We start from the raw sequence: 25304 nt of genomic DNA, 5'->3' as shown, positions 1-25304 counted from the left end.
ATCTTGTCAAGCAGCAACCCGCTGCGTGACCCGGCGGACCGACGGCTCCCGCGTATCGCGGGGCCGTCGGGCCTCGTCATCTTCGGGGTCACGGGTGATTTGTCCCGTAAGAAGCTGATGCCTGCCGTTTACGACCTCGCCAACCGCGGTCTGCTGCCACCGGGCTTCTCGCTCGTCGGCTTCGCCCGCCGCGAGTGGGCGAACGAGGACTTCGCGCAGGAGGTCCACGACGCCGTCAAGGAGCACGCCCGGACGCCGTTCCGCGAGGAGGTCTGGCAGCAGCTCATCCAGGGGATGCGCTTCGTCCAGGGCACCTTCGACGACGACGACGCCTTCGAGCGGCTGCGCGAGACGATCGGGGAGCTGGACAAGGCGCAGGGCACGGGCGGCAACTTCGCCTTCTACCTCTCCGTACCGCCGTCCGCCTTCCCCGTGGTCATCCAGCAGCTGAAGAAGCACGGCCTGGCCGACCAGTCGAGCGGCTCCTGGCGGCGCGCGGTCATCGAGAAGCCGTTCGGCCACGACCTCAAGTCGGCCGAGGAGCTCAACGCGACCGTCGAGGAGGTCTTCGCCCCGGACCAGGTCTTCCGTATCGACCACTACCTGGGCAAGGAGACGGTCCAGAACATCCTGGCGCTGCGCTTCGCCAACCAGATGTTCGAGCCGATCTGGAACCGGTCGTTCGTCGACCACGTACAGATCACGATGGCCGAGGACATCGGCATCGGCGGCCGCGCCGGCTACTACGACGGCATCGGCGCCGCCCGTGACGTCATCCAGAACCACCTGCTCCAGCTGATGGCGCTGACCGCGATGGAGGAGCCGGCCTCCTTCGACGCGGACGCTCTCGCCGCCGAGAAGACCAAGGTGCTCGGCGCGGTGAAGCTGCCGAAGGACCTGGGCCGTAGCACGGTCCGCGGGCAGTACGCGGCCGGCTGGCAGGGCGGCGAGAAGGCCGTCGGCTACCTCGACGAGGACGGCATCGACCCCAAGTCGAAGACCGACACGTACGCGGCCATCAAGTTGGAGGTGGACAACCGCCGTTGGGCGGGTGTCCCCTTCTATCTCCGTACGGGCAAGCGACTTGGCCGCCGCGTCACCGAGATCGCCGTCGTCTTCCAGCGCGCCCCGCACTCCCCCTTCGACCACACGGCGACCGAGGAGCTGGGCCAGAACGCGATCGTCATCCGCGTCCAGCCCGACGAGGGCATCACGGTCCGCTTCGGCTCCAAGGTGCCCGGCACCTCGATGGAGATCCGCGACGTCTCGATGGACTTCGCGTACGGCGAGTCGTTCACCGAGTCCAGCCCCGAGGCGTACGAGCGGCTGATCCTCGACGTGCTGCTCGGCGACTCGAACCTCTTCCCGCGCACCGAGGAGGTCGAGCTCTCCTGGGAGATCCTCGACCCGATCGAGGAGTACTGGGACAGACACGGCAAGCCCGCGCAGTACCCGTCCGGCACGTGGGGGCCCGTCGAGGCGGACGAAATGCTCGAGCGAGACGGACGGAGCTGGCGTCGCCCATGAAGATAGATCTCACGGACACCACGTCCAGCAAGATCAACAAGGCGCTCGTGCAGGGCCGTCGGGCCATCGGCACACCGGCCGTCGGCATGGTCCTGACCCTCGTCATCGTCACCGACGAGGAGAACGCCTACGACGCCCTCAAGGCCGCAAACGAGGCGTCCCGCGAGCACCCTTCACGCACCCTCGTGGTCGTCAAGCGCGTCTCCCGCTCGCCCCGCGACCGCACGAAGTCACGCCTCGACGCCGAGGTACGGGTGGGCGCGGACGCGGGCACCGGCGAGACGGTCGTCCTGCGGCTGTACGGCGAGGTCATCAACCACGCCCAGTCGGTCGTCCTGCCGCTGCTGCTGCCGGACGCGCCGGTCGTGGTCTGGTGGTCGGTGGACGCCCCGCGCGACCCGGCCAACGACCCACTGGGCGCCCTTGGCCAGCGCCGTGTCACCGACAGCTTCGCGGCCGAGAAGCCCGTCGGCGAACTGCGGGCCCGCGCCGAGAGCTACGAGCCGGGCGACACCGACCTGGCATGGGCCCGGATCACCCCGTGGCGCTCGATGCTGGCCGCTGCCCTCGACCAGATCAGCTGCGAGGTCGTCTCCGCCGAAGTGGCGGGCGAGGAGTTCAACCCGAGCGTCGAACTGCTCGCCATGTGGCTCGCCGACCGGCTCCATGTACACGTCCGGCGCTCGATCTCCGCCGGTCCCGGCCTGACCCAGGTACGGATGGAGACGACCGGCGGCCCCATCACGCTGCACCGGTCGGACGGAACGATGGCCACGCTGGCGCTGCCGGGCCAGCCGGACCGCGCGGTGGCGCTCAAGCGCCGCGAGACGTCCGAGCTGCTCGCGGAGGAGCTGCGAAGGCTCGATCCGGACGACACGTACGCATCGGCGCTGCGGTTCGGAGTGGACCGGCTGGGCGGGGTGCAATCGGCCTCGCAGCGGGCCGAGACGCCCGCTCGGGTCATGGCGCCCCTCCCGGTACGGACGGTGCCGGACTCGGCAGTCACGGAGCGGACGTCCGCGCCGGCTCCGATGCCGGCGTCGCCGTCGGGCGACGGCGACCGGCCCTCTCCTGCACAGATGCCCCCGGTCAAGAAGGCAGACCCGCAGTGAGCACTCCCCAACTGGTCGTCCACCACGACAAGGAACTGATGGCCCAGGCTGCCGCGGCCCGGCTCATCACGAAGATCGTGGACGCACAGGCCTCGCGCGGCCACGCCTCGATCGTCCTGACCGGTGGCCGCAACGGCAATGGCCTGCTGGCCGCGCTCGCGGCCGCGCCCGCCCGGGATGCCATCGACTGGGGCCGCCTCGACCTGTGGTGGGGCGACGAGCGGTTCGTGCCCGAGGGCGACCCGGAGCGCAATATCACCCAGGCCCGCGAGGCGCTCCTCGACTCGGTGCCACTGGACCCGAAGCGCGTGCACCCCATGCCCGCGTCGGACGGCCCGTACGGCAAGGACGCGGACGCGGCGGCGGAGGCCTACGCGGCCGAACTCGCCGAGGCCGCCGGGCCGGAGAACCATGGCCCGGTTCCGTCCTTCGACGTGCTGATGCTGGGCGTCGGCCCGGACACCCACGTGGCGTCGCTCTTCCCGGAGCTGCCCGCGGTCCGCGAGACGGAGCGGACGGTGGTGGGCGTGCACGGTGCGCCGAAGCCTCCGCCGACCCGTGTCACCCTGACCCTGCCCGCGATCCGGGCGGCCCGTGAGGTGTGGCTGCTCGCGGCGGGCGAGGACAAGGCACAGGCCGCGGCCATCGCGCTGTCGGGCGCGGGCGAGATCCAGGCTCCGGCCGCCGGGGCGTACGGCCGGTCGCGCACCCTGTGGCTGCTGGACGATGCGGCGGCTTCCCAGCTGCCACGCTCGCTGTATCCGCCGGCTTCGCCGTAACGCACCTTGTCCTGACAGCAGTTGATGCCGGGTCCCGCGCCACCGCGGGGCCCGGCATTTCCATCAGGAACCGGGCCGGCCGCTCAGGAACACCGGGGCGGCCGTCATCCGTCAACGGCCGCGCAGCTCCCGGTACTTGGCGACCAGCGCCCGCGTCGACTCGTCCAGACCCGGCACCTCCGCACCCTCGGTCAGCGCGGGCTCGACGCGCTTCGCCAGAACCTTGCCCAGCTCGACGCCCCACTGGTCGAAGGAATCGATGTTCCAGACAGCACCCTGGACGAACACCTTGTGCTCGTAGAGGGCGATCAGCTGGCCGAGCACCGACGGGGTCAGCTCGCGGGCGAGGATCGTCGTCGTCGGGTGGTTGCCCTTGAACGTCTTGTGCGGCACCAGCTCCTCGGGCGCCCCCTCCGCCCGCACCTCGTCCGGCGTCTTGCCGAACGCCAGCGCCTGCGTCTGCGCGAAGAAGTTGGCCATCAGCAGATCGTGCTGGGCCTTGAGCCCGTCGCTGAGCTCGGCGACCGGCTCGGCGAAGCCGATGAAGTCCGCCGGGATCAACTTCGTGCCCTGATGGATGAGTTGGTAGTACGCGTGCTGCCCGTTGGTCCCCGGCGTGCCCCACACGACCGGCCCGGTCTCCCACTCCACGGGAACGCCGTCCCGGCCCACGTACTTGCCGTTGGACTCCATGTCCAGCTGCTGCAAGTACGCGGTGAACTTGCCGAGGTAGTGCGAGTACGGCAGCACCGCGTGCGACTGCGCGCCATGGAAGTTGCCGTACCAGATGCCCAACAGGCCCAGCAGCAAAGGCACATTGGATTCGGCAGGCGCGGTCCTGAAGTGCTCGTCGACCAGCCGGAAGCCGTCCAGCATCTCCCGGAACCGGTCCGGACCGATCGCGATCATCAGGGACAGGCCGATCGCGGAGTCGTACGAGTAGCGCCCGCCGACCCAGTCCCAGAACTCGAACATGTTGGCCGTGTCGATACCGAAGTCCGCGACCTTCTCGGAGTTCGTCGACAGCGCCACGAAGTGCTTGGCCACGGCCTCCTGACCTGCCTTCAGCCCGGTCAGCAGCCAGTCGCGGGCCGAGGTCGCGTTGGTGATCGTCTCAATGGTGGTGAAGGTCTTCGAGGCGATCACGAACAGCGTCTCGGCCGGGTCCAGGTCCCGTACGGCCTCGTGCAGGTCGGCCCCGTCGACGTTCGACACGAAGCGGACCGTCAGTTCGCGGTCGGTGAAGGACCGCAGCACCTCGTACGCCATCGCCGGGCCGAGGTCGGAGCCGCCGATGCCGACGTTGACCACATTCCTGATGCGCTTGCCCGTGTGCCCGGTCCACTCGCCCGAGCGCACGCGCTCGGAGAAACCGGCCATCTTGTCGAGGACGGCGTGCACGCCCGGCACGACGTTCTCGCCGTCGACCTCGACCACCGCGTCACGCGGGGCGCGCAGCGCGGTGTGCAGCACCGCGCGGTCCTCGGTGGTGTTGATCTTCTCGCCGCGGAACATGGCGTCCCGCAGCCCGAACACGTCCGTGGCGGCGGCCAGTTCGCGCAGCAGCCGCAGCGTCTCGTCGGTGACCAGATGCTTGGAGTAGTCGACGTGCAGGTCCCCGACCTGAAGCGTGTATCCGGCGCCGCGCGCGGAATCACCGGCGAAGAGCTCACGGAGCTGCACCTCGCCGAGTTCCTCCCGGTGCTTGGCCAGAGCGGTCCACTCGGGAGTCTGGTTGAGCCTGGTACGGCTGTCTGCGTTCATCTCGGACTTCAGCCCTCTTTCATACCTGTCCTGCTGCGTACCTTGCCCCGCTGCCGGTCCCAACCTAATTGATCAGCGCGTGACGTGAGCTGTCGTCGCGCCGTCGGCCGGCTCAACAACAGATACGTCCGGCTTGAGCGCGGGTATCAGCGCGGTGACGGACAGGACGAAGAACGCGGCCGCGAGCAACGGCGGCGCGTTCAGCCCCCAGACCGTGGCCACGAGCCCGCCCAGCAGGGCACCCAGCGGCGCCCCCGCGACGGCCAGGGTCCGGTAGGCCGAGCTGATGCGGCCGAGCATGTCGGTCGGGCCCCGCTGCTGCATCAGTGTCGTCGTGTTGACGTTCCACACCATCCCCATGAGCCCGAACACGGCCATGCTCACGACGAGCGCGGCCAGACTGCGCACCGAACCCATCACGACGAGCGCACCGATCTGCACCACTCCGGCCAGCAGCACGCCGCGTATCCGGCCGACGCGGTCCACGAGCCGGCGGTTCGCCACTCCCCCGACCAGACTGCCGACCGTGTACGCCGTCATAGCCGCCGCGTACCCCGCGTTGCCCGCGTCCAGCCAGCCCGTCACGAGCAGCACCATCGTGGCGATGAGGGCGCCCATCCCGACGTTGCACAACGCGGTGGCCGCGCACAGCCCACGCAGTGCTCTGTCGTGCCACAACGCGCGCAGCCCGGCGGCGATCTCCCCTCGGAGGGTGCTGCCCGCGGGTCTTGGCTCTCGCTCGGGCGCCGCGATCCGCAGCGAGGCCACCAGCGCGGCCCCCACCAGGAAGGTCACCGCGTCGACGGCGAAGGGTGCGGCGGCCCCCGCGACGATCAGCAGCGGCACCAGGGGACCGGCCAGCAGACCGCCCGCCATCCGCTGACCGGTCATCAGACGGGCGTTGGCGCTGCCCAGCGCCTCTTGGTCGACCAGGGCCGGCAGCAGGGCCGTGGAGGCGTTGTCGAAAAGCGTCTGGAGCGTGGTCAGCGCGACGGCCAGCACGATCAGCAGGGCGATCGAGGCGTGCCCCAGAGCCACGGCCACCGCGAAGCCCGCCATCAGCAGGCCCCTTGCCAGGTCCACGGTCCACATGGCGCGCCGCTGGTCCACACGGTCGGCGACGGCCCCGCCCAGCAGCCCGAAGACGATCCAGGGAAGATAGCCGCAGGCGGTGACGGACGCGATGAGCAACGGCTCGTCGGTCAGCGTCGCGGCCAGCAGCGGCAGCGCGGCAGTACGCAGCGCGTCACCGAAGCTGGAGAGCACGGCGGCGCTCCACAGCCGCCCGAACCCTCCACGCCACGCGGGCGCACCCACGTCCCTCGCCTCGACCGTCGCCACAACGCCCCCTCCGATTCCGTCGATACAAGAACCGTAGAGGGCACCACTGACAATCGACCTCGGGCAGTGCGTCCCGGGCGTGCGGAGCGCTGCGTTCCGGGCGTACGAGAAATACGTCAGCCCCGGCCCACGAAACAGGTCCGGTCGGACACCTCTCGGTGTCCGACCGGACCTCAACTCCTAGATTTCGCCTCGCAGTTTGGCGAGCGCCTCGGCGAGGATGGCCTCGCCGTCCGCATCGCTGCGCCGCTCCCGTACATACGCGAGGTGCGTTTTGTACGGTTCGGTGCGCGGCGGGTCCGGCGGGTTGTCCCGGTCCTGTCCGGCCGGAAAGCCGCAGCGCGGGCAGTCCCAGGTGTCGGGAACCTGCGCGTCGCTGGCGAAGCTGGGCTGCGTCTCGTGCCCGTTGGAGCACCAGAAGGAGATGCGCAGCCGCGGCGCGGACTCGCCACGCTCGGCCTCGCCCATCGGCCCCGCCCCGACCCGGCTTCCTCGGATCGCGTTGCCACTTGCCACGGTCGTAACTCCCTGCGTGATGGTGCCGCGAAGCGAGTCGGCGTGACGCTTCGCTGCGAGCGCCTCAGTCTACGTAAGGCCCAACGCGCGTCCAGTGATTGGAGTTACACCCCGCCCACAGACGCAAGCCCCATGATAGGCCGCGCCTGCGGGCGCGTACCGGACATGGGGCCTTACGTGCGGAATGTGCTTGCGTAATGTGCGGTTGTGCTGCTGTGCCGATGCCGGCCACTGATCAGTCGGTGACCTTCATCAGGATGCCCAGCACCACAATGCACGCGAACCACATCAGACCGACCACCACGGTGATGCGGTCGAGGTTGCGCTCGGCGACCGAGGAGCCGCCGACGGACGACTGCATGCCGCCACCGAACATGTCGGAGAGGCCGCCGCCCTTCCCCTTGTGCATCAGCACCAGCAGCATCAGCAACAGGCTGAAGACGATCAGGGCGATCGAGAACCCCATAACCACGGCTGGACCAACTTCCTCGGACTTAGACGGACGACGGGGGCCGGTGCTTCAGGAACGAAGCCACCCGGCCCCCGCAAGGGTACGACGTATCCCCGCTACCGCATACTCACTGGTCGCGGAACCGGGTCCTCACTGGTCGCGGAACCGGACGATCTTGACGAACTCCTCGGCGTCGAGGGAAGCGCCGCCGACGAGGGCACCGTCGATGTCGGGCTTCGCCATGATCTCCGCGACGTTCCCGGCCTTCACCGAGCCGCCGTACTGGATGCGGACCTGGTCGGCCAGCTCCTGGGAGTACAGCTCGGCGAGCTTGCCGCGGATCGCCCCGCAGACCTCCTGGGCGTCGTCGGAGCCGCAGACCTTGCCGGTTCCGATCGCCCAGACCGGCTCGTACGCGATCACGATGGACTCGGCCTGCTCGGCCGGGACGTCCTTGAGGCCGCCGTCGATCTGCGCGAGCGTGTGGGCGACGTGGCCGCCCTCCTCGCGGACCTCCAACTCCTCGCCGACGCACAGGATCGGGGTGAGGCCATGCTTGAACGCGGCTTTGACCTTGGCGTTGACGATCTCGTCGGTCTCGTTGTGGTACTGCCGGCGCTCGGAGTGGCCGATCGCCACATACGTGCATTTGAGCTTGGACAGCATCAGCCCGGAGATCTCGCCGGTGTAAGCACCGGAGTCCTGGGCCGAGATGTCCTGGGCGCCGTACTTGATCTTGAGCTTGTCGCCGTCGACCAGGGTCTGCACGGAGCGCAGGTCGGTGAAGGGCGGCAGGACCGCGACCTCACAGGCCTCGTAGTCCTTGTCGGCCAGGGCGAAGGCGAGCTTCTGGACGTGGGCGATGGCCTCGAGGTGGTTGAGGTTCATCTTCCAGTTGCCCGCCATCAGCGGCGTGCGAGTGGTCATGCGGGGTCAGTCCTCCAGTGCGGCGAGGCCGGGGAGCGTCTTGCCCTCGAGGTACTCGAGGGAGGCGCCGCCGCCGGTCGAGATGTGGCCGAATGCCGTCTCGTCGAAGCCCAGGATGCGGACGGCCGCGGCGGAGTCGCCACCGCCGACGACCGTGAACGCCGGGGAGTCGAGGAGAGCCTGGGCGACCGTCTTGGTGCCCTCGGCGTAGTCGGGGTGCTCGAAGACGCCCATCGGACCGTTCCAGAAGACGGTGGCCGCGTCGGCGAGCTTGGATGCGTACAGCTTGCGGGACTCGGGACCGATGTCGAGACCCATCTGGTCGGCCGGGAGGGCGTCCGCGGCGACGTTGGTGGGGTTGGCCGGTGCCTTCGTCTTCAGATCCGGGAACTCTGTGGAGACCAGGACGTCGACGGGCAGGACCAGCTCGACGCCGCTCTTCTCCGCGCGCTCGATGTACTCCTTGACGACCGGGATCTGGTCCTCCTGGAGGAGGGACGCGCCTACTTCGTAGCCCTTGGCCTTGAGGAAGGTGTAGACCATGCCGCCGCCGATCACCAGCCGGTCGGCCTTGCCGAGCAGCTGGTCGATGACGGCGAGCTTGTCGGAGACCTTGGCACCGCCGAGCGCGACGACATAGGGACGCCGGACGTCCGTGGTGAGCTTCTCCAGGACACCGACCTCGGTGGCGATGAGGTAGCCCGCGTAGTGCGGGAGCCGCGCCGGGAGGTCGAAGACCGAGGCGTGCTTGCGGTGCACGGCGCCGAAACCGTCGCCCACGTAGACATCGGCCAGGGCGGCGAGCCGGTCGGCGAACTCACCGCGCTCGGCGTCGTCCTTGGACGTCTCGCCGGCATTGAAGCGCAGGTTCTCGACGACCGCGACCTGGCCGGGCTGCAGGCCGTTCACGGCGTCGTGGGCGGCGGGGCCCACGGTGTCCTGGGCGAACGCCACGGGGGCGTCCAGGAGTTCACCGAGGCGCTCGGCGGCGGGCAGCAGGGAGAAAGCCGGGTCCGGGGCGCCCTTGGGGCGGCCCAGGTGGGAGGCTACGACCACCTTGGCGCCCGCCTCCGCGAGTGCCTTGACGGTCGGTAGGACGGCTCGGATGCGGCCGTCGTCCGTGATGCGGCCGTCGGCCAGCGGCACGTTCAGGTCGGCGCGGACGAAGACCCGCTTGCCGTCCACGCCTTCGGCGAGAAGTTCGTCGATCGTCTTCATAAGTGGACTCCTAGGAGAGCTCTGTTGTCCTGGGCGGCTGATCGATCAATACGTGAGACAGGGCTCGGGCAGCGCGGCCTTGCGCTGCCCGAGCCCTGTGCTCACATCGAGGTGCCTGCTCTGGGACTCAGAGCTGGCCGCCGACGAAGACCGTGAGGTCCACGAGGCGGTTGGAGTAGCCCCACTCGTTGTCGTACCAGCCGAGGATCTTCACCGAGTTGCCCTCCTGGACCATGGTCAGGGAGGAGTCGAAGGTGCAGGAGGCCGGGTCGCCGACGATGTCCGAGGAGACGATCGGGTCCTCGGTGTAGGTCAGGTAGCCCTTGAGGTCGCCGTCGTCGGAGGCCTTCTTGAACGCGGCGTTGACCTCGTCCTTGGTGACCTCGCGCGACAGCGTCACGACCAGGTCGGTGGCCGAGCCGGTCGGGACCGGGACACGCATCGCGATGCCGTCGAGCTTGCCCTTGAGCTGCGGGAGCACCAGCGCGGTGGCCTTCGCGGCACCGGTGGTGGTCGGGATGATGTTCTCGGCGGCGGCGCGGGCGCGGCGCAGGTCCGAGTGCGGGAAGTCCAGGATGCGCTGGTCGTTCGTGTACGCGTGCACCGTCGTCATCAGGCCCTTGACGATGCCGAAGTTCTCGTCCAGAACCTTGGCCATCGGCGCCACACAGTTGGTGGTGCAGGAGGCGTTCGAGATGACGTGGTGGTTCGCCGGGTCGTACTTGTCCTGGTTGACGCCCATCACGATCGTGATGTCCTCTTCCTTGGCCGGAGCCGAGATGAGGACCTTCTTGGCGCCGCCCGCGATGTGCTTCTCGGCGTCGGCCTTCTTGGTGAAGATGCCGGTCGACTCGATGACGATGTCGACGCCCAGCTCGCCCCACGGGATGTCGGCGGGGTTGCGCTCGGAGAGAACCTTGATCGTCTTGCCGTCGACGGTGATCGTGTCGGCGGTGTGCGACACCTCGGCCTTGAGGCGGCCCAGGATGGTGTCGTACTTGAGCAGGTGAGCGGTGGTCGCGGTGTCACCCAGGTCGTTGACAGCCACGATCTCGATGTCTGCACCCTGCTCCAGCAGCGCGCGGAAGTAGTTACGACCGATGCGGCCAAAGCCGTTGATGCCTACGCGGATCGTCACGAAACCGATCTCCTCGTTGGTACGCCGGCTTTCGACGCCGGCGAGTTGTATGGGATGTCCCCGACCGCCTACGACCCTACCTCCCTGAGGCTCCCGGAGTGACATCGAGACACCCCATACACGGCAGGGCGGTCCGTACCCACCAGTAGAGGTACGGACCGCCCGGGCTTGACGCCCTGTGTTGTGCGTGTCAGCTCCGCAGAGCCGCCAGCGCCTTGCCGAGCAGAGCCGTGCGGTCGGCCGCCGCGGTGACGTGCTCCAGACCGAACCCGAGCAGCACGGTGTCACGCGTGGTGACCGCTCCGTACGTCTTGAAGAGCTCGCCCGAGCGTCCCCAGTCCTTGACCACGGCGGGGCTGCCCGCGGGCGGTCCGGGTACGGTCCAGGCTCCGAGCGACGACTCGAAGCCCTCGGTCTCGCCTGCCGTGCCGCCGATGACCACGGAGGCGTTGTCGGCGAGGACTCCGTGGCCGCCCGTACCCGGGTCGGAGATGTAGCTCAGGGAGATCTCCACTGTCTTTCCGGCGTACGCGGAGAGGTCGAAGTTGACCTCCTGCCAGCCTTCTGAGGCTCCGGTGAAGCTGTTCCAGGAGCCGCTCGTGCCGGTGGGGGTGCAGCCGGCCGAACCCTCGGTGAGATAGCGCTTGAGGGCGGGGTGCGCCTGGATGAAGTACCCGGCCTCGCACTCGGCGGGCACGGCGGTGCCGGTGGCGCCGCCCTTCTCCGGGAGCGTGGTCCAGTCGTCGGCCCCGGCCGTGTGCGCTTCGAGCACCGCGTGGTCGTAGCCCTCCTCCGTGTCCCACAGGAGCCTCGTACGCAGGGCGGGCGCGTCGGCCGCGCTCACTCCGGTGAGGTCGATGGTGCGGGTGAGGCGGTTCCAGGCGTAGTCGGAGTGCGTGACGGCCGCCATGGCCGCGCCCGCGTACGGGCCGTACGGATTGACGGTCCCCGGGTACTGTCCCGCTCCCGCACTCGCGAACTGCGGGAACCTGTCGGCGGGCAGCGTGTCCGAGGTGACGCTGTACGCGCCTGCCGCGTTCAGCGGGTTGCCGGGCGCGTCGCCGAGTGCTCCCGCGGCGCCCGCGAGCTTGCCCGAGCCGTCGAAGGCCGCGGTGCCCGGCGTCGTCGTACGGGAGTAGGCGCCGAGGTAGTACTGGCTGAAGTCGTTCGTGGTGGCGCCCGGCAGAGCGACGGTGCCGCCCGCCTGCTCGCCCGCCTCGATCAGCTTGCCGCCCTCGTTGAGGTAGGCGCGCAGCTGGAGCTGGGTGGCCGATCCGGGGCGGTCGGCGCCTGTGTAGTGGACGACCGTCTTGAAGTGGCCGAGGACGCCGAGGGCGTCCGGTACGCCCTGTGCGGCGACGTCCCAGACCAGTGGCTTGCGGCCGTTGGCCTTCAGGGCGTCGACGTACGTCTGGGCCTGCGTCGCGGTGGCACCCTCCTCGGCGATCACCAGCGTGTCGGCGCGCGGCCGTTCGGCGATCGTGTACGTGAAGTGCTCACTGGAGGTGGGCTTTCCGCTTCGGGTCTCGCCGGTGAACCACACCTCGACCTTGTCACCCGGCTCTCCGTCCTGCACGGGCGCGCGGTACTCGTCGAAGTAGAGGTTGTCCTCGCCGCCGAAGGTCTCGCCGCCGTCCCAGGCCTCGAGCGCCTGGTCCTCCGTACGGCCGCCGTTGACGCGGTACCTGAGCTCCTTGTCGCGGACGGACTTTCGGGCGACGACGGAGATCTCCTGGTCGGCGCCGCGGGAGTACGAGGTCGTGAAGGTGGCCGGGTTGAAGTCGGGGGCGTCGATGCCGACCGGGGACTTCGGCTGGTCGGGCTTGGCAGCGGCCTCGGCGACGGAGAGCGCGAACGGGATGTTCTTCTCGAACTCCTGCTGGATCAGCTTCTCGTCGTCCGGGAAGGTGAAGATCGACTCGCAGTCCGCCGCGTTCCAGGCGTCGTTCGGGTCGACGTTCGACGCGGTCTGGCAGGTCGACATCTCGGGTGTGAACATCGAGGTGCCGTTGACGTTGGACGCGTGCCCGTCGGCCTCGCCGTTGGTCGTGTAGAGCTCGGAGGAGACCTGCGGGCGGTAGCCGGGGATCGCCGGGTTCTCGGGCGTACCGGCCAGGGACTTGTAGACCACGTCGTCGGGGGACGGCGTCGCCACCTGCCAGCCGACTCCGTAGAGGATCAGTTCGGCGGCGGAGTGGTAGTTGATGCCGTACTCGAAGTCGATGCGCTTCTGGAAGGCGTCCAGAGCCTTGGTCTCGGGCTCGGAGCCGGGGCTCGCGCCGCGGTAGGTCTGGCTGGTGGGGTACGGGGACGAGCCTTCGTCGTCGTAGCCCCACTTGTAGGCGAAGTTGCGGTTGAGGTCGACGCCGTCGCCCACCGTCCAGGCGCCGTCGCCATTGACGTCCCGCATGTTCTTGCGCCACTGGCGGTCGCCGTCGGCGTCGAACGTGAAGTCGTAGCCGTCGGGGTTGGCCGAGAGGACGAACCACAGCTCCGTGGAGTCCACGAGCTTGGTGATGCGCTTGTCCTTGCCGTAGTTGTCCAGGTAGTGGTGCATCAGGCGCCGCGTCATCTCGGGCGTTATCCACTCACGGGCGTGCTGGTTGGACAGGTACAGCACGGAGGGTTTGGCGCCGTCCTTGGTCTTCTTGGCGCCCTTGGTGAGCTTCAGGGCCAGGATGTCCTGTCCTTTGAGGGTCTTGCCGATGGAGACGACCTTCGTCAGGGACGGGTGCGCCTGGCCCGTCTTGACGATCTCCTCCTGGAGGTTGCCCTCCCCGCTGTACTGCCGGTAGACGCCGTCCCCCGCGGCGGCCACGCGCGCGCGTGCCTTCGTCGACAGCTTGTGCTCGGTGAGGTCGACGCCCTTCTTCTCCAGCGCTTCGGCCTGCTTGTCGGTGAGGTAGACCTCGACCGTGGCCGTGCCCTTCTCCGGGGCCTGTTCGCCCAGTTCGTGGCCGTCCTGGCCCGCCGCGAGGAGCAGGGGTACCTGTTCCTTCGTGACGTCGGCGCGGAACACCTTGACCTCGTCCGTGTTCGGGTCGGGCGCGGCGCCTGGCTCCGCCTGTGCCATGGGCGCGATGGCCACTCCGCTGAGCAGGAGTGCGCCGGCAGCGAGGATCGATCTCGCTCTTCGTCTCATGAGCCCCCCTTGCAGTAGTTCGCCACAGCAGCGAACAGATGCCAGGCTCATGACACATCATGATCAAGTCAAGAGCGCGTCGCGGACAGCCAAACGCCGGTGCGGTCGCCCCAAGTGGGCGTGCGCACCGGCGTGTTGAGGTTGTCGAAGGCAGCTGACGGGGTGTCCGAGGATCAGCCGGCGAGGTTGTCGGCCATCTCCTCGGTGAGGGTGGACTCCGTGCCCGGGATGCCGAGGTCCTGGGCGCGCTTGTCGGCCATGGCGAGCAGCCGGCGGATGCGGCCCGCGACGGCGTCCTTGGTCAGCGGCGGGTCGGCGAGCGCGCCCAGCTCCTCCAGGGACGCCTGCTTGTGCTCGATGCGCAGCCGTCCGGCGGCGGCCAGGTGCTCCGGGACCTCCTCGCCGAGGATCTCCAGGGCGCGCTGCACGCGGGCTCCGGCGGCGACGGCGGCGCGGGCCGAGCGGCGCAGGTTGGCGTCGTCGAAGTTGGCGAGCCGGTTGGCGGTGGCGCGGACCTCGCGGCGCATCCGCCGCTCCTCCCAGGCCAGCACGGACTCGTGCGCGCCGAGGCGGGTGAGGAGGGCGCCGATCGCGTCACCGTCGCGGACGACAACCCGGTCGACGCCGCGCACTTCGCGGGCCTTGCTGGCGATCTGGAGCCTGCGCGCCGCGCCGACCAGCGCGAGCGCCGCCTCGGGGCCGGGGCACGTCACCTCCAACGAGCACGACCGGCCCGGCTCTGTCAGCGAGCCGTGCGCCAGGAACGCCCCTCGCCAGGCCGCCTCCGCGTCGCAGGTGGCCCCCGAGACCACCTGCGGCGGCAGACCCCTGATCGGGCGTCCGCGGCCGTCCACGAGCCCGGTCTGGCGGGCCAGCTGGTCGCCGCCCGCGACGACCCGTACGACATAACGGGAGCCGCGGCGCAGACCGCCGGGCGCCATCACGATCAGCTCCGAACTGTGGCCGAAGATCTCCAGGATGTCCCGCTTCAGCCGACGCGCCGCCATCGCGGTGTCCAGCTCCGCCTCGATCACGATGCGGCCGCTCACCAGGTGAAGGCCGCCCGCGAACCGCAGAATGGCGGAAACCTCCGCCTTTCTGCAGCAGGTCCGGGTGACGGGAAGCCGGGAGATTTCGTCCTTCACCGCTGCCGTCATCGCCATGGGCCGATCCTTCCATGCATCCGAAAAATACGGTCGTACGCGGCGGCCAACAGCTCCGGATCGTGCCTCGGAGACCCGTCGGTCCGGGCCACCGGCGCCAGCTCGACCGCGGCGCCGAACCGCTGGGCGGCATCGGTGAGTAAATCGCGGTCGGGCACGGCGGCCTCGTCGGCCAGCACCACGTCCAGGGCGAGTTTAGGGGCGTGTCGTCCCAAAACCTCCAAATGACGCTGCGGAGAGAAGCCTTCGGTTTCTCCCGGCTGCGGGGCGAGGTTCAGGGAGAGGACCCGGCGTGCCTTCGTCTCGATGAGGGCGTCGAGCAGCTCGGGCACGAGCAGATGCGGGATCACCGAGGAGAACCAGGAGCCTGGGCCGAGGACCACCCAGTCGGCGTCGCGGACCGCGGCGACGGCCTCGGGGACGGCGGGCGGGTCGTGCGGCACGACGTGCACGGACTGCACCTCGCCGGGCGTGAGCGCGACGGTGGCCTGGCCGCGGACGGTGTCGATGTCGTCGGGCCGCTCCGGGTCGTGGCCCTTGACCAGCGCCTGGAGCTCCAGCGGTACGGCGGACATGGGCAGCACACGGCCGTGCGCGCCCAGTAGCCTGCCGACCAGGTCCAGGGCCTGGACGTGGTCGCCGAGCTGCTCCCACAGGGCGACGATCAGCAGGTTGCCGACCGCGTGCTCGTGCAGCTCGCCCTTGGACTGGAAGCGGTGCTGGATGACGCGGGCCCAGGTCTGGCCCCAGTCGTCGTCGCCGCACAGCGCGGCCAGGGCCTTGCGCAGGTCGCCGGGCGGGAGTACGCCCAGCTCGTCGCGCAGGCGTCCGCTGGAGCCGCCGTCGTCGGCGACCGTGACGACCGCGGTGAGGTCGCCGGTGATGCGGCGCAGGGCAGTGAGCGACGCGGACAGGCCCATGCCGCCGCCGAGCGCGACGACCTTGGGCTGCGCACCGCGGGCACGCACCTTGCCGCCGCGGCCCTCGGGACCGATCCGCCGCAGCCTGCTCAGCCGCAGAGTGCGTCCGGTCATTCGCGGCCCATGTCCCGGTGGACGACGACCGTCTCCACTCCCTCGGCCACCAGGCGGGCGGCGAGCTTCTCCGACGTGGCGACGGAGCGGTGCTTGCCGCCGGTGCAGCCGACGGCGATGGTCACGTAACGCTTGCCCTCGCGGCGGTAGCCGGTCTGGATGAGGCGCAGCAGCTCGGCGTACCGGTCGAGGAACTCCTTGGCGCCGGGCTGGTTGAAGACGTACGCCGCCACTTCCTCGTTGAGGCCCGTGTACTGGCGCAGCTCCGGCACCCAGTGCGGGTTGGGCAGGAAGCGCATGTCCACGACCAGGTCGGCGTCGACCGGCAGCCCGTACTTGAAGCCGAAGGACATCACGGTGGCCCGCAGTTCGGGCTCCTCCTCGCCGGCGAACTGGGCGTCCATCTTGGCCCGCAGCTCATGCACGTTCAGGCTGGAGGTGTCGATCACCAGGTCGGCGTCGCCGCGCAGCTCGCGCAGCAGCTCGCGCTCGGCGGCGATGCCGTCGACGATCCGGCCGTCGCCCTGGAGGGGGTGCGGGCGGCGCACCGACTCGAACCGGCGCACCAGGGCGTCGTCGGAGGACTCCAGGAAGACGATCCGCCGGGTGACGTGCTTGGCCTCGAGGTCGGCGAGGGACTCGCGGAGGTTGTCGAAGAAGCGGCGGCCCCGTACGTCCACGACGACCGCGATCCTGGCCACGTTGCCCTGGGAGCGGGCGCCGAGTTCCACCATGGTGGGGATCAGCGCCGGCGGCAGGTTGTCGACGACGAACCAGCCGAGGTCCTCCAGACACTTGGCGGCGGTGGACCGGCCCGCGCCCGACATCCCGGAGATGATCACCAGCTCCGGGATGGCCGCCTCTGGGACGCCGGCCGCCGTCTCGATGGTCGTGCCCGTGTTCACTTGCTCTCCGTCTTTCCCAGCCGCTTCGTCGGCCGCGTTTTTTTGCGCGTGATCTTCTGATCCTCGTCGTACGTGATCTTCGCGTGCTTCCTTGTGCGCTTCCTCGGCTTCCGCGGTGTGCTCTGCCGCCTGCTCTGCCGAGGGTTCTTGCTGGTGCGCGTGCTCGGTCATCTCTCCTGCCCCCGTCGATCGTCCGAGGCGCCCGCGGACACGGGCTCCCCTGAGGAACCCTCCATCGTTTCGGGTACCCCGTCTTCCACGTCTTCCATGATCTCTCCAGTCGCCGTGTTCACGGCGGGTGCGGCCGGGGCCGCCTGGGCAAGGGCCACCGCGATCGCCTCGGCCGTCTTGCGGCCTATGCCGGGAACCTCGCAGATCTGGTCGATCGTCGCGGACCGCAGCTTTTTCACCGAACCGAAGTGCTTGATCAGCGTCTGCTTGCGCGTCTCGCCGAGGCCCGGCACGTCGTCCAGCGGGCTCGCCTTGAAGCGCCGGGCCCGCTTGGCGCGCTGGTAGGTGATCGCGAAGCGGTGCGCCTCGTCGCGTACACGCTGAAGAAGATAGAGCCCCTCGCTGGTGCGTGGCAGCACCACCGGGTCGTCGTCGCCGGGCAGCCAGACCTCTTCGAGTCGCTTGGCGAGGCCGCAGACGGCGATGTCGTCGATGCCGAGCTCGTCGAGGGCTTTCTGGGCGGCGGCGACCTGCGGCTGTCCGCCGTCGACGACGACGAGCTGCGGCGGGTACGCGAACCGCTTGGGCCGCCCGTCCTCCTCGGTGAACCCGGTCTCGCCGTCGGCCCACTCACCGGTCTTCTCCTTGTCGGCGAGGTAGCGCTTGAAGCGGCGCGTGATCACCTCGTGCATGGACCGGACGTCGTCCTGGCCCTCGAAGCCCTTGATCTGAAAGCGCCGGTACTCGCCCTTGCGCTGCAGCCCGTCCTCGAAGACCACCATCGACGCCACCACGTCGTCGCCCTGGAGGTGCGAGATGTCGTAGCACTCGATCCGCAGCGGCGCGCTGTCCAGGTCGAGTGCCTCGGCGATCTCCTCCAGGGCCCGTGAACGGGTGGTCAGGTCGGAGGCGCGTTTGGTCTTGTGCAGCCCGAGCGCCTGGAACGCGTTGCGCTGCACGGTCTCCATGAGGGACTTCTTGTCGCCGCGCTGCGGGATCCGTAGCGACACGTTCGAACCGCGCCGCTCGGTGAGCCACTCCTGGACGGGCTCCACGGGGTCGGGCAGCGCCGGGACGAGCACCTCCTTGGGCACGGAGTCGCCGGTCTCCTCCCCGTACAGCTGCTGGAGCGCGTGCTCGACGAGGTCCCCCGTGGTGACCGCCTCGACCTTGTCGGTGACCCAGCCGCGCTGACCGCGCACCCGGCCGCCCCGTACGTGGAAGATCTGCACGGCGGCTTCCAGCTCGTCCTCGGCGAGCGCGATCAGATCGGCGTCCGTCGCGTCGGCGAGCACGACCGCGCTCTTCTCCATGGCCTTCTTCAGGGCTTCGATGTCGTCGCGCAGGCGGGCCGCCCGCTCGTACTCCATCTCCTCGGCCGCGTCCGTCATCTGCCGCTCCAGACGGCGGATGTACGTCCCCGTGCGGCCGGCCATGAAGTCGCTGAACTCCTCGGCGAGTTCGCGGTGGTCCTCGGCGGAGATCCGCTCGACGCAGGGGGCGGAGCACTTGCCGATGTAGCCGAGAAGGCAGGGGCGGCCGGTGCGCGCGGCGTTCTTGAAGACGCCGGCCGAGCACGTCCGTACGGGAAAGACGCGCAGCAGGAGGTCCACGGTGTCGCGGATCGCCCACGCGTGCCCGTACGGACCGAAGTAGCGCACGCCCTTCTTCTTCTGGCCGCGCATCACCTGCACGCGGGGGAACTGCTCGTTCATGGTGACCGCGAGATACGGATAGCTCTTGTCGTCGCGGTACTTGACGTTGAACCGGGGGTCGTACTCCTTGATCCAGGAGTACTCCAGCTGCAGCGCCTCGACCTCCGTGGACACCACTGTCCACTCCACCGCCGCGGCCGTGGTGACCATCGTGCGCGTACGCGGGTGGAGGTTCGCCAGGTCCTGGAAGTAGCTGGCCAGGCGCTGGCGCAGGCTCTTCGCCTTCCCGACGTAGATCACCCGGCGGTGCTCGTCGCGGAATTTGTAGACCCCGGGCGAGTCGGGGATCTGTCCCGGCTTGGGGCGGTAGCTGGAGGGGTCGGCCATGTCTCACACCCTACTGGCGGGGTGTGACAGAGCGACGGCCTGTCAGCCCCATCGCCCGGGCTTGATCCGGGTCAGGTCCGTCCTTCCCTCCTATCGCGTCTCCAGGAAGGTGAGGACGGCCAGCACGCGGCGGTGGTCGTCGGCGGCCTCCGGGAGGTGCAGTTTGCCCAGGATGCTGCGGACGTGCTTCTCGACGGTGCCCTCGGTCACCCACAGGCGGCGGCCGATGCCGGCGTTGGAGCGGCCCTCGGCCATGAGCTCCAGGACCTCCCGCTCGCGGGTGCTGAGGAAGGACAGCGGGTCGTCGCGGCGCTGGGCCGAGACCAGCTCGTGCACCAGGGAGGGATCGACGACCGAGCCGCCCTTGCTGATCCGGTCAACGGCCTCGATGAACTCGTCCACGACCGTGACCCGGCTCTTGAGCAGATAGCCGATCCGGCGGCCGCCGGCCAGCAGCTCCAGGGCGTCCTCGACCTCGACGAAGGCGGACAGGACGAGGATGCCGAGCTCCGGATGGCGCTCGCGGATGCTGCGGGCCGCCTTGAGTCCCTCGGTGGAGTGGGTCGGGGGCATCCTTATGTCGACGATCACCAGGTCCGGGAGGTGTTCGGCGACCAGCTCCAGGAGGGCGCCCGCGTCGCCGGCCTGGCCCACCACCTCGTATCCGAGACGTTCGCAGAGGCTGGCCAGACCCTCCCTGAGCAGGACGTCGTCATCGGCCAGGACGACCTTCCCGCGCGCGGGCCGCTGTGCTGCGTCCATCGTTTTCCCCGTCCGCTCGCCCGTCCGGTGCGGTACGCGTCCAACAGCCTGCCGGACGTGGCCGGTTACGGCTAGCTGGAGGTGGGCAGTGGTGGATGACCGGAACCCGTTTCGGGGGCTGGCCGTGACGACACGGAGACAGTTCGGGGCAATGCTCGTACCAGTGCAGATGCAGGTGGACCGGCCGCCCCGAGCGAGGGGCGGCGGGTCGATGACCGAAGGGCTGCGAGAGATGCGACAGACGCGGATCGAAAAACGACGGCGGCCGGTCCGCGCCCGCCGCTACGCGGACGAGGAGCGGCACGCCGACGGCCTGCTGTCCGGCCTCGACCCCCGAGACCCCGACGTCGTGCGCGCCAAACGCCTGCAGTCGGAACAGCACGGCGGGACCCCCCGCCCCTGAAGCTGAAGCCGGACGGTTGCCTCACCGTCCGTGAAAGACCGCCCGGGGCGCACGCGGTCACCGAGTCCGGGACTCCCCCTCGTTGGACCCTCCGCCGCGTACGCTCCGGGCCCTCACCTGTCCGGCGACGGCCCACCGCTCGCGTCCGGCAAGAACTCCGGCAGCGGCAGCCGTACGGTCATCGTCGTGCCATCGCCCGGCGGGCTGCTGACGCTCAGCCTGCCGCCGGTCGCCTCGACCCGGTCGGTGAGCCCGACCAGTCCTGAGCCGCCTCCCGGCTCCGCTCCCCCGACCCCGTCGTCACCGATGACCACCTCCAGGACATCGTCGTACGTCCGCGCCCGCACCTCGACCACGCTCGCGCGCGCGTGCTTGGCGGCGTTGGTGAGGCACTCGGACGTCACGTAGTAGACGGCCACCTCGATCTGTTCCGGGAGGCGACTCGACGGCAGTTCCAGGTCCAGCTCGACGGGGACGGCGGACCGCCGGGCCAGGGCACGCAGGGCCGGGCCCAGGCCGCCCTTGGAGAGGATGGCCGGGTGGATGCCCCGGGAGATCTGCAGCAGATCCTCGAAGGCGTCGTCCAGGCCCTTGCTGATGTGCGCCAGCTGCTCGACGAGTTCGGCCGGCTGGTCCGCAGTCATGGACTCGGCCGTCCGCAGGTCCAGTTGGAGCGAGACCATGCGCTGTTGGACGCCGTCGTGCAGGTCGCGCTCGATCCGCCGCCGGGACGCGTCGCCGGTGGCCACCACGCGCGCGCGTGAAGCGGCCAGTTGGGCGCGGCTGTCGGCGTTGGCGATGGCGGTGGCGATCAGTTCGGTGAAGTCGGCGAGGTGTGACTCGGTTCCGCTGGGCAGCGGTTCGGGGCGCGAGGCGGACACGACGACGGCACCCCACAGGCGGTCGTCGACGACGATCGGCGCTCCCACGGAGCGGCCGACGCGGGCCGCCCGCCGTGTCCCGGCCACCGCCGTCGCCGCCTCCTGGCCCTCCGTCGCGGTCGTGCGGGCGGAGCCCAGGACGGTGGCGGTGCCGTCGGCCTCGTACCGCAGGACGGCCGCGGAACTCGTGCTCAGCAGCAGCCCCACCTCGCGCGCGACGGCGGTGAACACCTCGTGCGGCGGGACGCCGCGGGCCACCAGGGTGGCGACGCTGCGCAGCGCCGCCTGTTCCCGGGCGGCGCGGCGGCTCTCGGTGACGTCCCGTGCGGCGGCGTAGATGAGGCCCTCGTCGAGAACCGGACGGCAGCTCCACTGGAGCCAGCACTCCGTGCCGTCGCCGCGCACATAGCGGTTCTCGAACTCCGCGACTTCGACGCCGGTCGCCAGCCGGTCGACGATGGCGCGGGTGCGTTCCCGGTCCTCCTTGTGCACGAATTCGAGGTACGGCCGGGACAGCAGCGTCTCGCCGGGGTAGCCGAGTGTCCTCTCGAACGCCGGATTCACCCGCTTGAAGTAGCCGTCGAGACCACTGATGCCCAACAGGTCGAGGGAGAGGTTGAAGATGCTCTCCAGCTCCTGTTCGGCCTTGTGGCGCCGCCCGTGGGCCGCGGCGAACGACGCCATGGTGCCGTTCATGCCGCGCAGGAGCTGCGCCCAGGTCCCGTCGAAGGCGGCGACGTCGGCGCGGTGACCGAGCCGGTTGTCGTCAATCGCCGTGTTCATGGTGCGGATCTCGGCGGCGAGCCGCTCGCTGGTCACGTGGAGTTCGCGGAAGGTGTCGGCCACGTCGCCGATCTCGTCGCGGCCCGCGTAGCGGATGTCGTACGACAGGTCGCCGTCGGAGAGGGCCTTGGCGCCCTCGGAGACCTCGGTGAGGGGGCGGGTGATCGAGCGGCGCAGGGCCAGGGCGAGGACGGTGACGGCGAAAAGGACCACTACGGAGAGGGCCAGTTCGCTTTCTCCGCGGTCCTTCGCGGCCTCCAGGTCGTGGTCGGCGACCGCGGCCAGCTCGTCGGCGGCGCTGTCCGCGATGCCGCGCAGGGCGGTGAGGCGGTCGGTCGACGCGGCCAGCCAGCGGTCCAAGGAGGGCAGTTTCTCGGTGGCATCCGCGATGAGGGCTTCGCGTGTGGCGCGGACGGTGCGGCCCGCGGGCTGGAGCAGCACGCTCGACAGCCTCACCTGGAGCTGCCCCGACACGTTCTGCCGGAACCTGTCGAGATGGGCGTCCTCCAAGGTCTCCCAGCGGTCGGCGGTGGTCCGGCCGTTCGCTCCCGCGGCCGCCGACGCGAACAGGACGGCCAGTTCGACGCGTTCGCGCTCGGCGGCCTCGATGGCCTCCTGGGCGGCCAGGTAGCCGTCCGCGGACTGGCCGGAGTCCCGGGAGGGGCGGCTCGAGTCGAGGTCGTGGACGGTGTCCAGGAGGTCGTTGGTGATGCTCGCGTACTTCCGCTCGATCTGTGTTCCGGTGAACGAGCCGCTGCTCGACTCCAGTCTGGTCGCGAAGAGTTGCCGGCCTTTCGCGTCGAGCAGGCCCTGGACGTCGAGCCGCCCGGTGCGGCCGCGGGCGGCACTGTCGCCCGCGTCGGTGAGTGCCCGGTCCGTGGCCAGCCGGGCCGCGGCGCGTTCCTCCGACACGCCCGGCCGGTCCGGGCGTACCTCCACGAGGACCTCGGCGAGGCGCTCGCGGGCCAGGGCCTCGGTGAGCTCGGCGATGCCGAAGGAGACGCGCGTGGCGGACCCGAAGTCCCGCAGGGTGCGCGCCTCCCGCCACTGCGCCACGGCCGCGAAGACCGTGAAGGCGAGCAGTCCGGAGACCGGCAGCAGGACCAGCAGCAGGAGCTTGGTACCGACGCGCAGCCGGGCGAGCAGCGGCGGCCCGGCAGGCCCTCCCGCGGTTCTGCCCGGTACGGCTCCCCCGTGCCCCGGGCCGCCACGCCCCGTGCCGCCAGGCCTGGTTCTGTCGAGTACCCGTATGCCGGGTATGCGGGTTCTCATCGCCCGGTCGACGGATAACCCTGGTGGTCGGCCAGGTCCTTGTCGATGCGCCGGACCGCCTCGTCCAGGGCGGCCCTGACGGGAGCACCGTCCACCATGATCTCGGCGTAGGCCCGCGAGAAGGCCTCGGTGATCGCCGGATAGGCCGGGGTCTGCGACCGCGGCCGTGCGACGCCGCTCTTCAACTGCTCGATGAACAGGTGCTCGGCGCCGCCCTCGGCGAACCTCGGCGAGAGCGCGACGGCGCTGTCGGTCGCCGGGATCGCGCCGTTGGCCCGGCTCATGCGCAGAACCTCCCGCGGCTTCAGGAGGTACGCGAGGAACCGCCACACCGCGTCCCCGTCCACGGAACCCGCCGTGACACCCCACTGCCAGGAGCCCATCCCGGTGACAGTCCCCTCGCCGAAGTCGGGCAGCGGAACGATCTTCACATCCCCCGGGAACGCCTCGGTGTACTCGCCGTACACCCAGTGGCCCAGCCAGGAAATGGGACTGCGCCCTTTGGTGAACGCCTTGTCGTCCTCGTTCGGGTCGATCAGCCCCTCCAGGGCCCAGCCCTGCATGGCGGTCATCGCCCTGACCGCCTCGGGCCCGTTGAGGAAGCCCTCCGCCGTCCGAAAGCTTCCCGGGGCGATGAGGTCACCGCCGGCCGACCAGACGGCGGGCGCGAAGCCGTACGTGTTCCACTCGTCGCCCCCGGCCGAGTTGTTGATGAACAGGTCGAGAGGTTTTTCATAGCCCTCCTTGCGCAGCTTTCGCAGGATTCCGGTCAGCTCGGTGGCCGTCCAGGCGTCGTCCGGGCCACTCGGGACGCGGATACCGGCTTGCTTCAGGACGGAAGGGCGTACGTAGAGGCCGAGCCCGGAGTCGAAGGTGCCGACGCCCCACAACCGGCCCGCGTAGGTGCCCTGTTCGCGGATCGAGGGCAGCAGATCGGACTTCACGCTCTCTGGCACACAGGAGTCGATCGGCTTCAACTTGCCCGACCATGCGTAGTTGTAGAGGTTCGGGCCGTCGAAGTCGAGCAGGTCCGGCAGTTCGCCGCTGGCGGCCGCGGACTCGACGAGATCCGTGTACGGGCGCTCCTCGGGCAGCGTGATCAGCTCGACCCGGACGGCCTTCTGCGTGGCGTTGAAGTCCTTGACCTGACTGCGCAGCGTGTCGACTTCACCGCTCTGGCCGGTGTGGAACCACACGGTGATGTCGGTGGTGCCTGCGAGCTTGCCGTCGCACGTCGTGTCGGCACGCTCCTCGGAGCGCTTGCCGTCGTCCCGCCCCCGCCGCAGCCGCCGACGAACAGGAGCGCGGACATCACCGCCGCGAGGAACACGCGGCGCGTCCGGAGCGTCCCGGTATTCCTGTCCAGCAAGTTCATCGCGCACCCCCACCCGACCGACAGGACACGGTCACTTCAGGGCAGCGTCATGCTACCGCCCGTGACCCGTCGCTGCGCTCCGTAAGCACGAACGAACTTTCCCGGCACAGGACGTCAGCACTTTCCGGCTAGCAGGAAAGCCAATGCGGCAGCCGGTTGACATGCTGTCCGCATGTCCATGCGCTGTCTCCTCGTCGATGACAGCACCCGTTTCCTGGAAGCCGCGCGCGTCCTGCTGGAGCGTGGCGGGATTCAGGTCGTCGGCGTCGCCTCAACGGGCGCGGAGGCGGTCGCGCGGGCACTGGAACTCGCCCCGGACGTCGCCCTCGTCGATCTCGATCTGGACGGCGAGAACGGCATCGACGTGGTGAGGCGACTCGCGAACAGCGTGCCCGCGGTGATCCTCGTTTCCACCCACTGCCTGGAGGACTTCCAGGAACTGGTGGCCGCCAGCCCCGCCCGCGGCTTCCTGCCCAAGTCGGCGCTGTCCGCGGGGGCGATCCGGGACCTGCTCGGTTCGTGAGACGGGCGCCGAAGGCCCCGGCGGCGTGGACTGGAGGAGCGCGTTCGGACAACGAGGTGCGCTTCAGGTGTTGTC

The 25304-nt window shown here is 69.8% G+C and carries 20 protein-coding genes; 5 read left to right on the top strand and 15 right to left on the bottom strand.

Annotated elements, in window-relative coordinates:
• Genes zwf through pgl form a run of 3 tightly spaced genes read left to right on the top strand, consistent with a single transcriptional unit; the run spans position 1 to position 3418 of the window.
• Positions 1-1527: a glucose-6-phosphate dehydrogenase gene (gene zwf, locus ACTWQR_RS01410; RefSeq protein WP_443225008.1), complete on the top strand. Its 1527-nt coding sequence runs from the start codon at positions 1-3 to the stop codon at positions 1525-1527.
• Positions 1524-2639 carry a glucose-6-phosphate dehydrogenase assembly protein OpcA gene (gene opcA / locus ACTWQR_RS01405; RefSeq protein WP_443224973.1) on the top strand — a complete coding sequence of 372 codons (1116 nt, stop codon included), beginning with the start codon at positions 1524-1526 and terminating at the stop codon, positions 2637-2639. Before zwf ends, opcA begins: the two co-directional genes overlap by 4 nt.
• The gene (gene pgl, locus ACTWQR_RS01400; protein ID WP_443224972.1) at positions 2636-3418 is read left to right on the top strand and encodes a 6-phosphogluconolactonase; all 783 of its coding nucleotides are present in this window, start codon (positions 2636-2638) and stop codon (positions 3416-3418) included. The genes opcA and pgl overlap by 4 nt, the downstream gene beginning before the upstream one ends.
• Positions 3419-3529: 111 nt before the next feature.
• Here the strand turns inward: pgl and pgi are convergent, their stop codons facing one another.
• The 13 genes from pgi to ACTWQR_RS01335 form a co-directional block, all read right to left on the bottom strand.
• Positions 3530-5182 (bottom strand): glucose-6-phosphate isomerase, encoded by a 1653-nt coding sequence (gene pgi, locus ACTWQR_RS01395; protein ID WP_443224971.1) that lies wholly within the window; start codon positions 5180-5182, stop codon positions 3530-3532.
• 72 nt (positions 5183-5254) lie between these two features.
• Entirely contained in the window at positions 5255-6523 is a 1269-nt protein-coding gene (locus ACTWQR_RS01390) for an MFS transporter (protein WP_443224970.1), read from the bottom strand.
• Between the two features lie 180 nt (positions 6524-6703).
• Positions 6704-7039 carry an RNA polymerase-binding protein RbpA gene (locus ACTWQR_RS01385; RefSeq protein WP_003957010.1) on the bottom strand — a complete coding sequence of 112 codons (336 nt, stop codon included), beginning with the start codon at positions 7037-7039 and terminating at the stop codon, positions 6704-6706.
• 235 nt (positions 7040-7274) lie between these two features.
• Positions 7275-7505: a preprotein translocase subunit SecG gene (gene secG / locus ACTWQR_RS01380; RefSeq protein WP_443224969.1), complete on the bottom strand. Its 231-nt coding sequence runs from the start codon at positions 7503-7505 to the stop codon at positions 7275-7277.
• A gap of 135 nt (positions 7506-7640) precedes the next feature.
• Positions 7641-8417, bottom strand: a complete 777-nt coding sequence (tpiA, locus tag ACTWQR_RS01375) for a triose-phosphate isomerase (protein WP_443224968.1) — start codon at positions 8415-8417, stop codon at positions 7641-7643.
• A 6-nt stretch (positions 8418-8423) separates the two neighbouring features.
• Entirely contained in the window at positions 8424-9635 is a 1212-nt protein-coding gene (locus ACTWQR_RS01370) for a phosphoglycerate kinase (protein ID WP_443224967.1), read from the bottom strand.
• 127 nt (positions 9636-9762) lie between these two features.
• Positions 9763-10773: a type I glyceraldehyde-3-phosphate dehydrogenase gene (gene gap / locus ACTWQR_RS01365; protein WP_443224966.1), complete on the bottom strand. Its 1011-nt coding sequence runs from the start codon at positions 10771-10773 to the stop codon at positions 9763-9765.
• 190 nt (positions 10774-10963) lie between these two features.
• On the bottom strand, positions 10964-13915 hold the full coding sequence (locus ACTWQR_RS01360) for a M14 family zinc carboxypeptidase (protein ID WP_443224965.1): 2952 nt from the start codon (positions 13913-13915) through the stop codon (positions 10964-10966).
• Positions 13916-14088: 173 nt separating this feature from the next.
• On the bottom strand, positions 14089-15078 hold the full coding sequence (gene whiA, locus ACTWQR_RS01355; protein ID WP_443224964.1) for a DNA-binding protein WhiA: 990 nt from the start codon (positions 15076-15078) through the stop codon (positions 14089-14091).
• On the bottom strand, positions 15069-16112 hold the full coding sequence (locus tag ACTWQR_RS01350) for a gluconeogenesis factor YvcK family protein (RefSeq protein WP_443224963.1): 1044 nt from the start codon (positions 16110-16112) through the stop codon (positions 15069-15071). The genes whiA and ACTWQR_RS01350 overlap by 10 nt, the downstream gene beginning before the upstream one ends.
• Positions 16109-17188 carry an RNase adapter RapZ gene (gene rapZ, locus ACTWQR_RS01345; RefSeq protein ID WP_443224962.1) on the bottom strand — a complete coding sequence of 360 codons (1080 nt, stop codon included), beginning with the start codon at positions 17186-17188 and terminating at the stop codon, positions 16109-16111. Before rapZ ends, ACTWQR_RS01350 begins: the two co-directional genes overlap by 4 nt.
• On the bottom strand, positions 17185-19230 hold the full coding sequence (gene uvrC, locus ACTWQR_RS01340) for an excinuclease ABC subunit UvrC (RefSeq protein WP_443224961.1): 2046 nt from the start codon (positions 19228-19230) through the stop codon (positions 17185-17187). Before uvrC ends, rapZ begins: the two co-directional genes overlap by 4 nt.
• A gap of 90 nt (positions 19231-19320) precedes the next feature.
• Complete coding sequence (locus ACTWQR_RS01335) at positions 19321-19992, bottom strand: response regulator transcription factor (protein WP_443224960.1); 672 nt, start codon at positions 19990-19992, stop codon at positions 19321-19323.
• Positions 19993-20143: 151 nt separating this feature from the next.
• Between ACTWQR_RS01335 and ACTWQR_RS01330 the strand changes: the two genes are divergently transcribed.
• The gene (locus ACTWQR_RS01330) at positions 20144-20395 is read left to right on the top strand and encodes a hypothetical protein (RefSeq protein WP_443224959.1); all 252 of its coding nucleotides are present in this window, start codon (positions 20144-20146) and stop codon (positions 20393-20395) included.
• A gap of 113 nt (positions 20396-20508) precedes the next feature.
• Here the strand turns inward: ACTWQR_RS01330 and ACTWQR_RS01325 are convergent, their stop codons facing one another.
• Together ACTWQR_RS01325 and ACTWQR_RS01320 are read right to left on the bottom strand one after the other, a co-directional pair.
• Positions 20509-23331, bottom strand: a complete 2823-nt coding sequence (locus ACTWQR_RS01325) for a PAS domain S-box protein (protein ID WP_443224958.1) — start codon at positions 23329-23331, stop codon at positions 20509-20511.
• Positions 23328-24719: an extracellular solute-binding protein gene (locus ACTWQR_RS01320; RefSeq protein ID WP_443224957.1), complete on the bottom strand. Its 1392-nt coding sequence runs from the start codon at positions 24717-24719 to the stop codon at positions 23328-23330. Before ACTWQR_RS01320 ends, ACTWQR_RS01325 begins: the two co-directional genes overlap by 4 nt.
• Positions 24720-24878: 159 nt before the next feature.
• Here ACTWQR_RS01320 and ACTWQR_RS01315 point away from each other — a divergent pair, with 159 nt between their 5' ends.
• Complete coding sequence (locus ACTWQR_RS01315) at positions 24879-25229, top strand: response regulator (RefSeq protein ID WP_443224956.1); 351 nt, start codon at positions 24879-24881, stop codon at positions 25227-25229.
• Positions 25230-25304: the final 75 nt, after the last annotated feature.

Origin of the sequence: Streptomyces sp. 2A115 (assembly GCF_052245575.1) — a bacterium.
Classification (GTDB): domain Bacteria; phylum Actinomycetota; class Actinomycetes; order Streptomycetales; family Streptomycetaceae; genus Streptomyces.
The sequence above is the reverse complement of the archived record's forward strand: the minus strand, read 5'-3'. Positions and strand labels throughout refer to the sequence as shown.

Excerpts from the sequence above, each read along its gene's own strand:
- ACTWQR_RS01360 (WP_443224965.1), bottom strand. The coding sequence starts at position 13,915 with ATGAGACGAAGAGCGAGATCGATCCTCGCTGCCGGCGCACTCCTGCTC.
- ACTWQR_RS01315 (WP_443224956.1), top strand. The coding sequence starts at position 24,879 with ATGTCCATGCGCTGTCTCCTCGTCGATGACAGCACCCGTTTCCTGGAA.
- ACTWQR_RS01370 (WP_443224967.1), bottom strand. The coding sequence starts at position 9,635 with ATGAAGACGATCGACGAACTTCTCGCCGAAGGCGTGGACGGCAAGCGG.
- pgi (WP_443224971.1), bottom strand. The coding sequence starts at position 5,182 with ATGAACGCAGACAGCCGTACCAGGCTCAACCAGACTCCCGAGTGGACC.
- tpiA (WP_443224968.1), bottom strand. The coding sequence starts at position 8,417 with ATGACCACTCGCACGCCGCTGATGGCGGGCAACTGGAAGATGAACCTC.
- uvrC (WP_443224961.1), bottom strand. The coding sequence starts at position 19,230 with ATGGCCGACCCCTCCAGCTACCGCCCCAAGCCGGGACAGATCCCCGAC.
- secG (WP_443224969.1), bottom strand. The coding sequence starts at position 7,505 with ATGGGGTTCTCGATCGCCCTGATCGTCTTCAGCCTGTTGCTGATGCTG.
- ACTWQR_RS01330 (WP_443224959.1), top strand. The coding sequence starts at position 20,144 with ATGCTCGTACCAGTGCAGATGCAGGTGGACCGGCCGCCCCGAGCGAGG.
- rapZ (WP_443224962.1), bottom strand. The coding sequence starts at position 17,188 with ATGACCGAGCACGCGCACCAGCAAGAACCCTCGGCAGAGCAGGCGGCA.
- whiA (WP_443224964.1), bottom strand. The coding sequence starts at position 15,078 with ATGGCGATGACGGCAGCGGTGAAGGACGAAATCTCCCGGCTTCCCGTC.
- ACTWQR_RS01335 (WP_443224960.1), bottom strand. The coding sequence starts at position 19,992 with ATGGACGCAGCACAGCGGCCCGCGCGCGGGAAGGTCGTCCTGGCCGAT.
- ACTWQR_RS01325 (WP_443224958.1), bottom strand. The coding sequence starts at position 23,331 with ATGAGAACCCGCATACCCGGCATACGGGTACTCGACAGAACCAGGCCT.
- ACTWQR_RS01350 (WP_443224963.1), bottom strand. The coding sequence starts at position 16,112 with ATGACCGGACGCACTCTGCGGCTGAGCAGGCTGCGGCGGATCGGTCCC.
- opcA (WP_443224973.1), top strand. The coding sequence starts at position 1,524 with ATGAAGATAGATCTCACGGACACCACGTCCAGCAAGATCAACAAGGCG.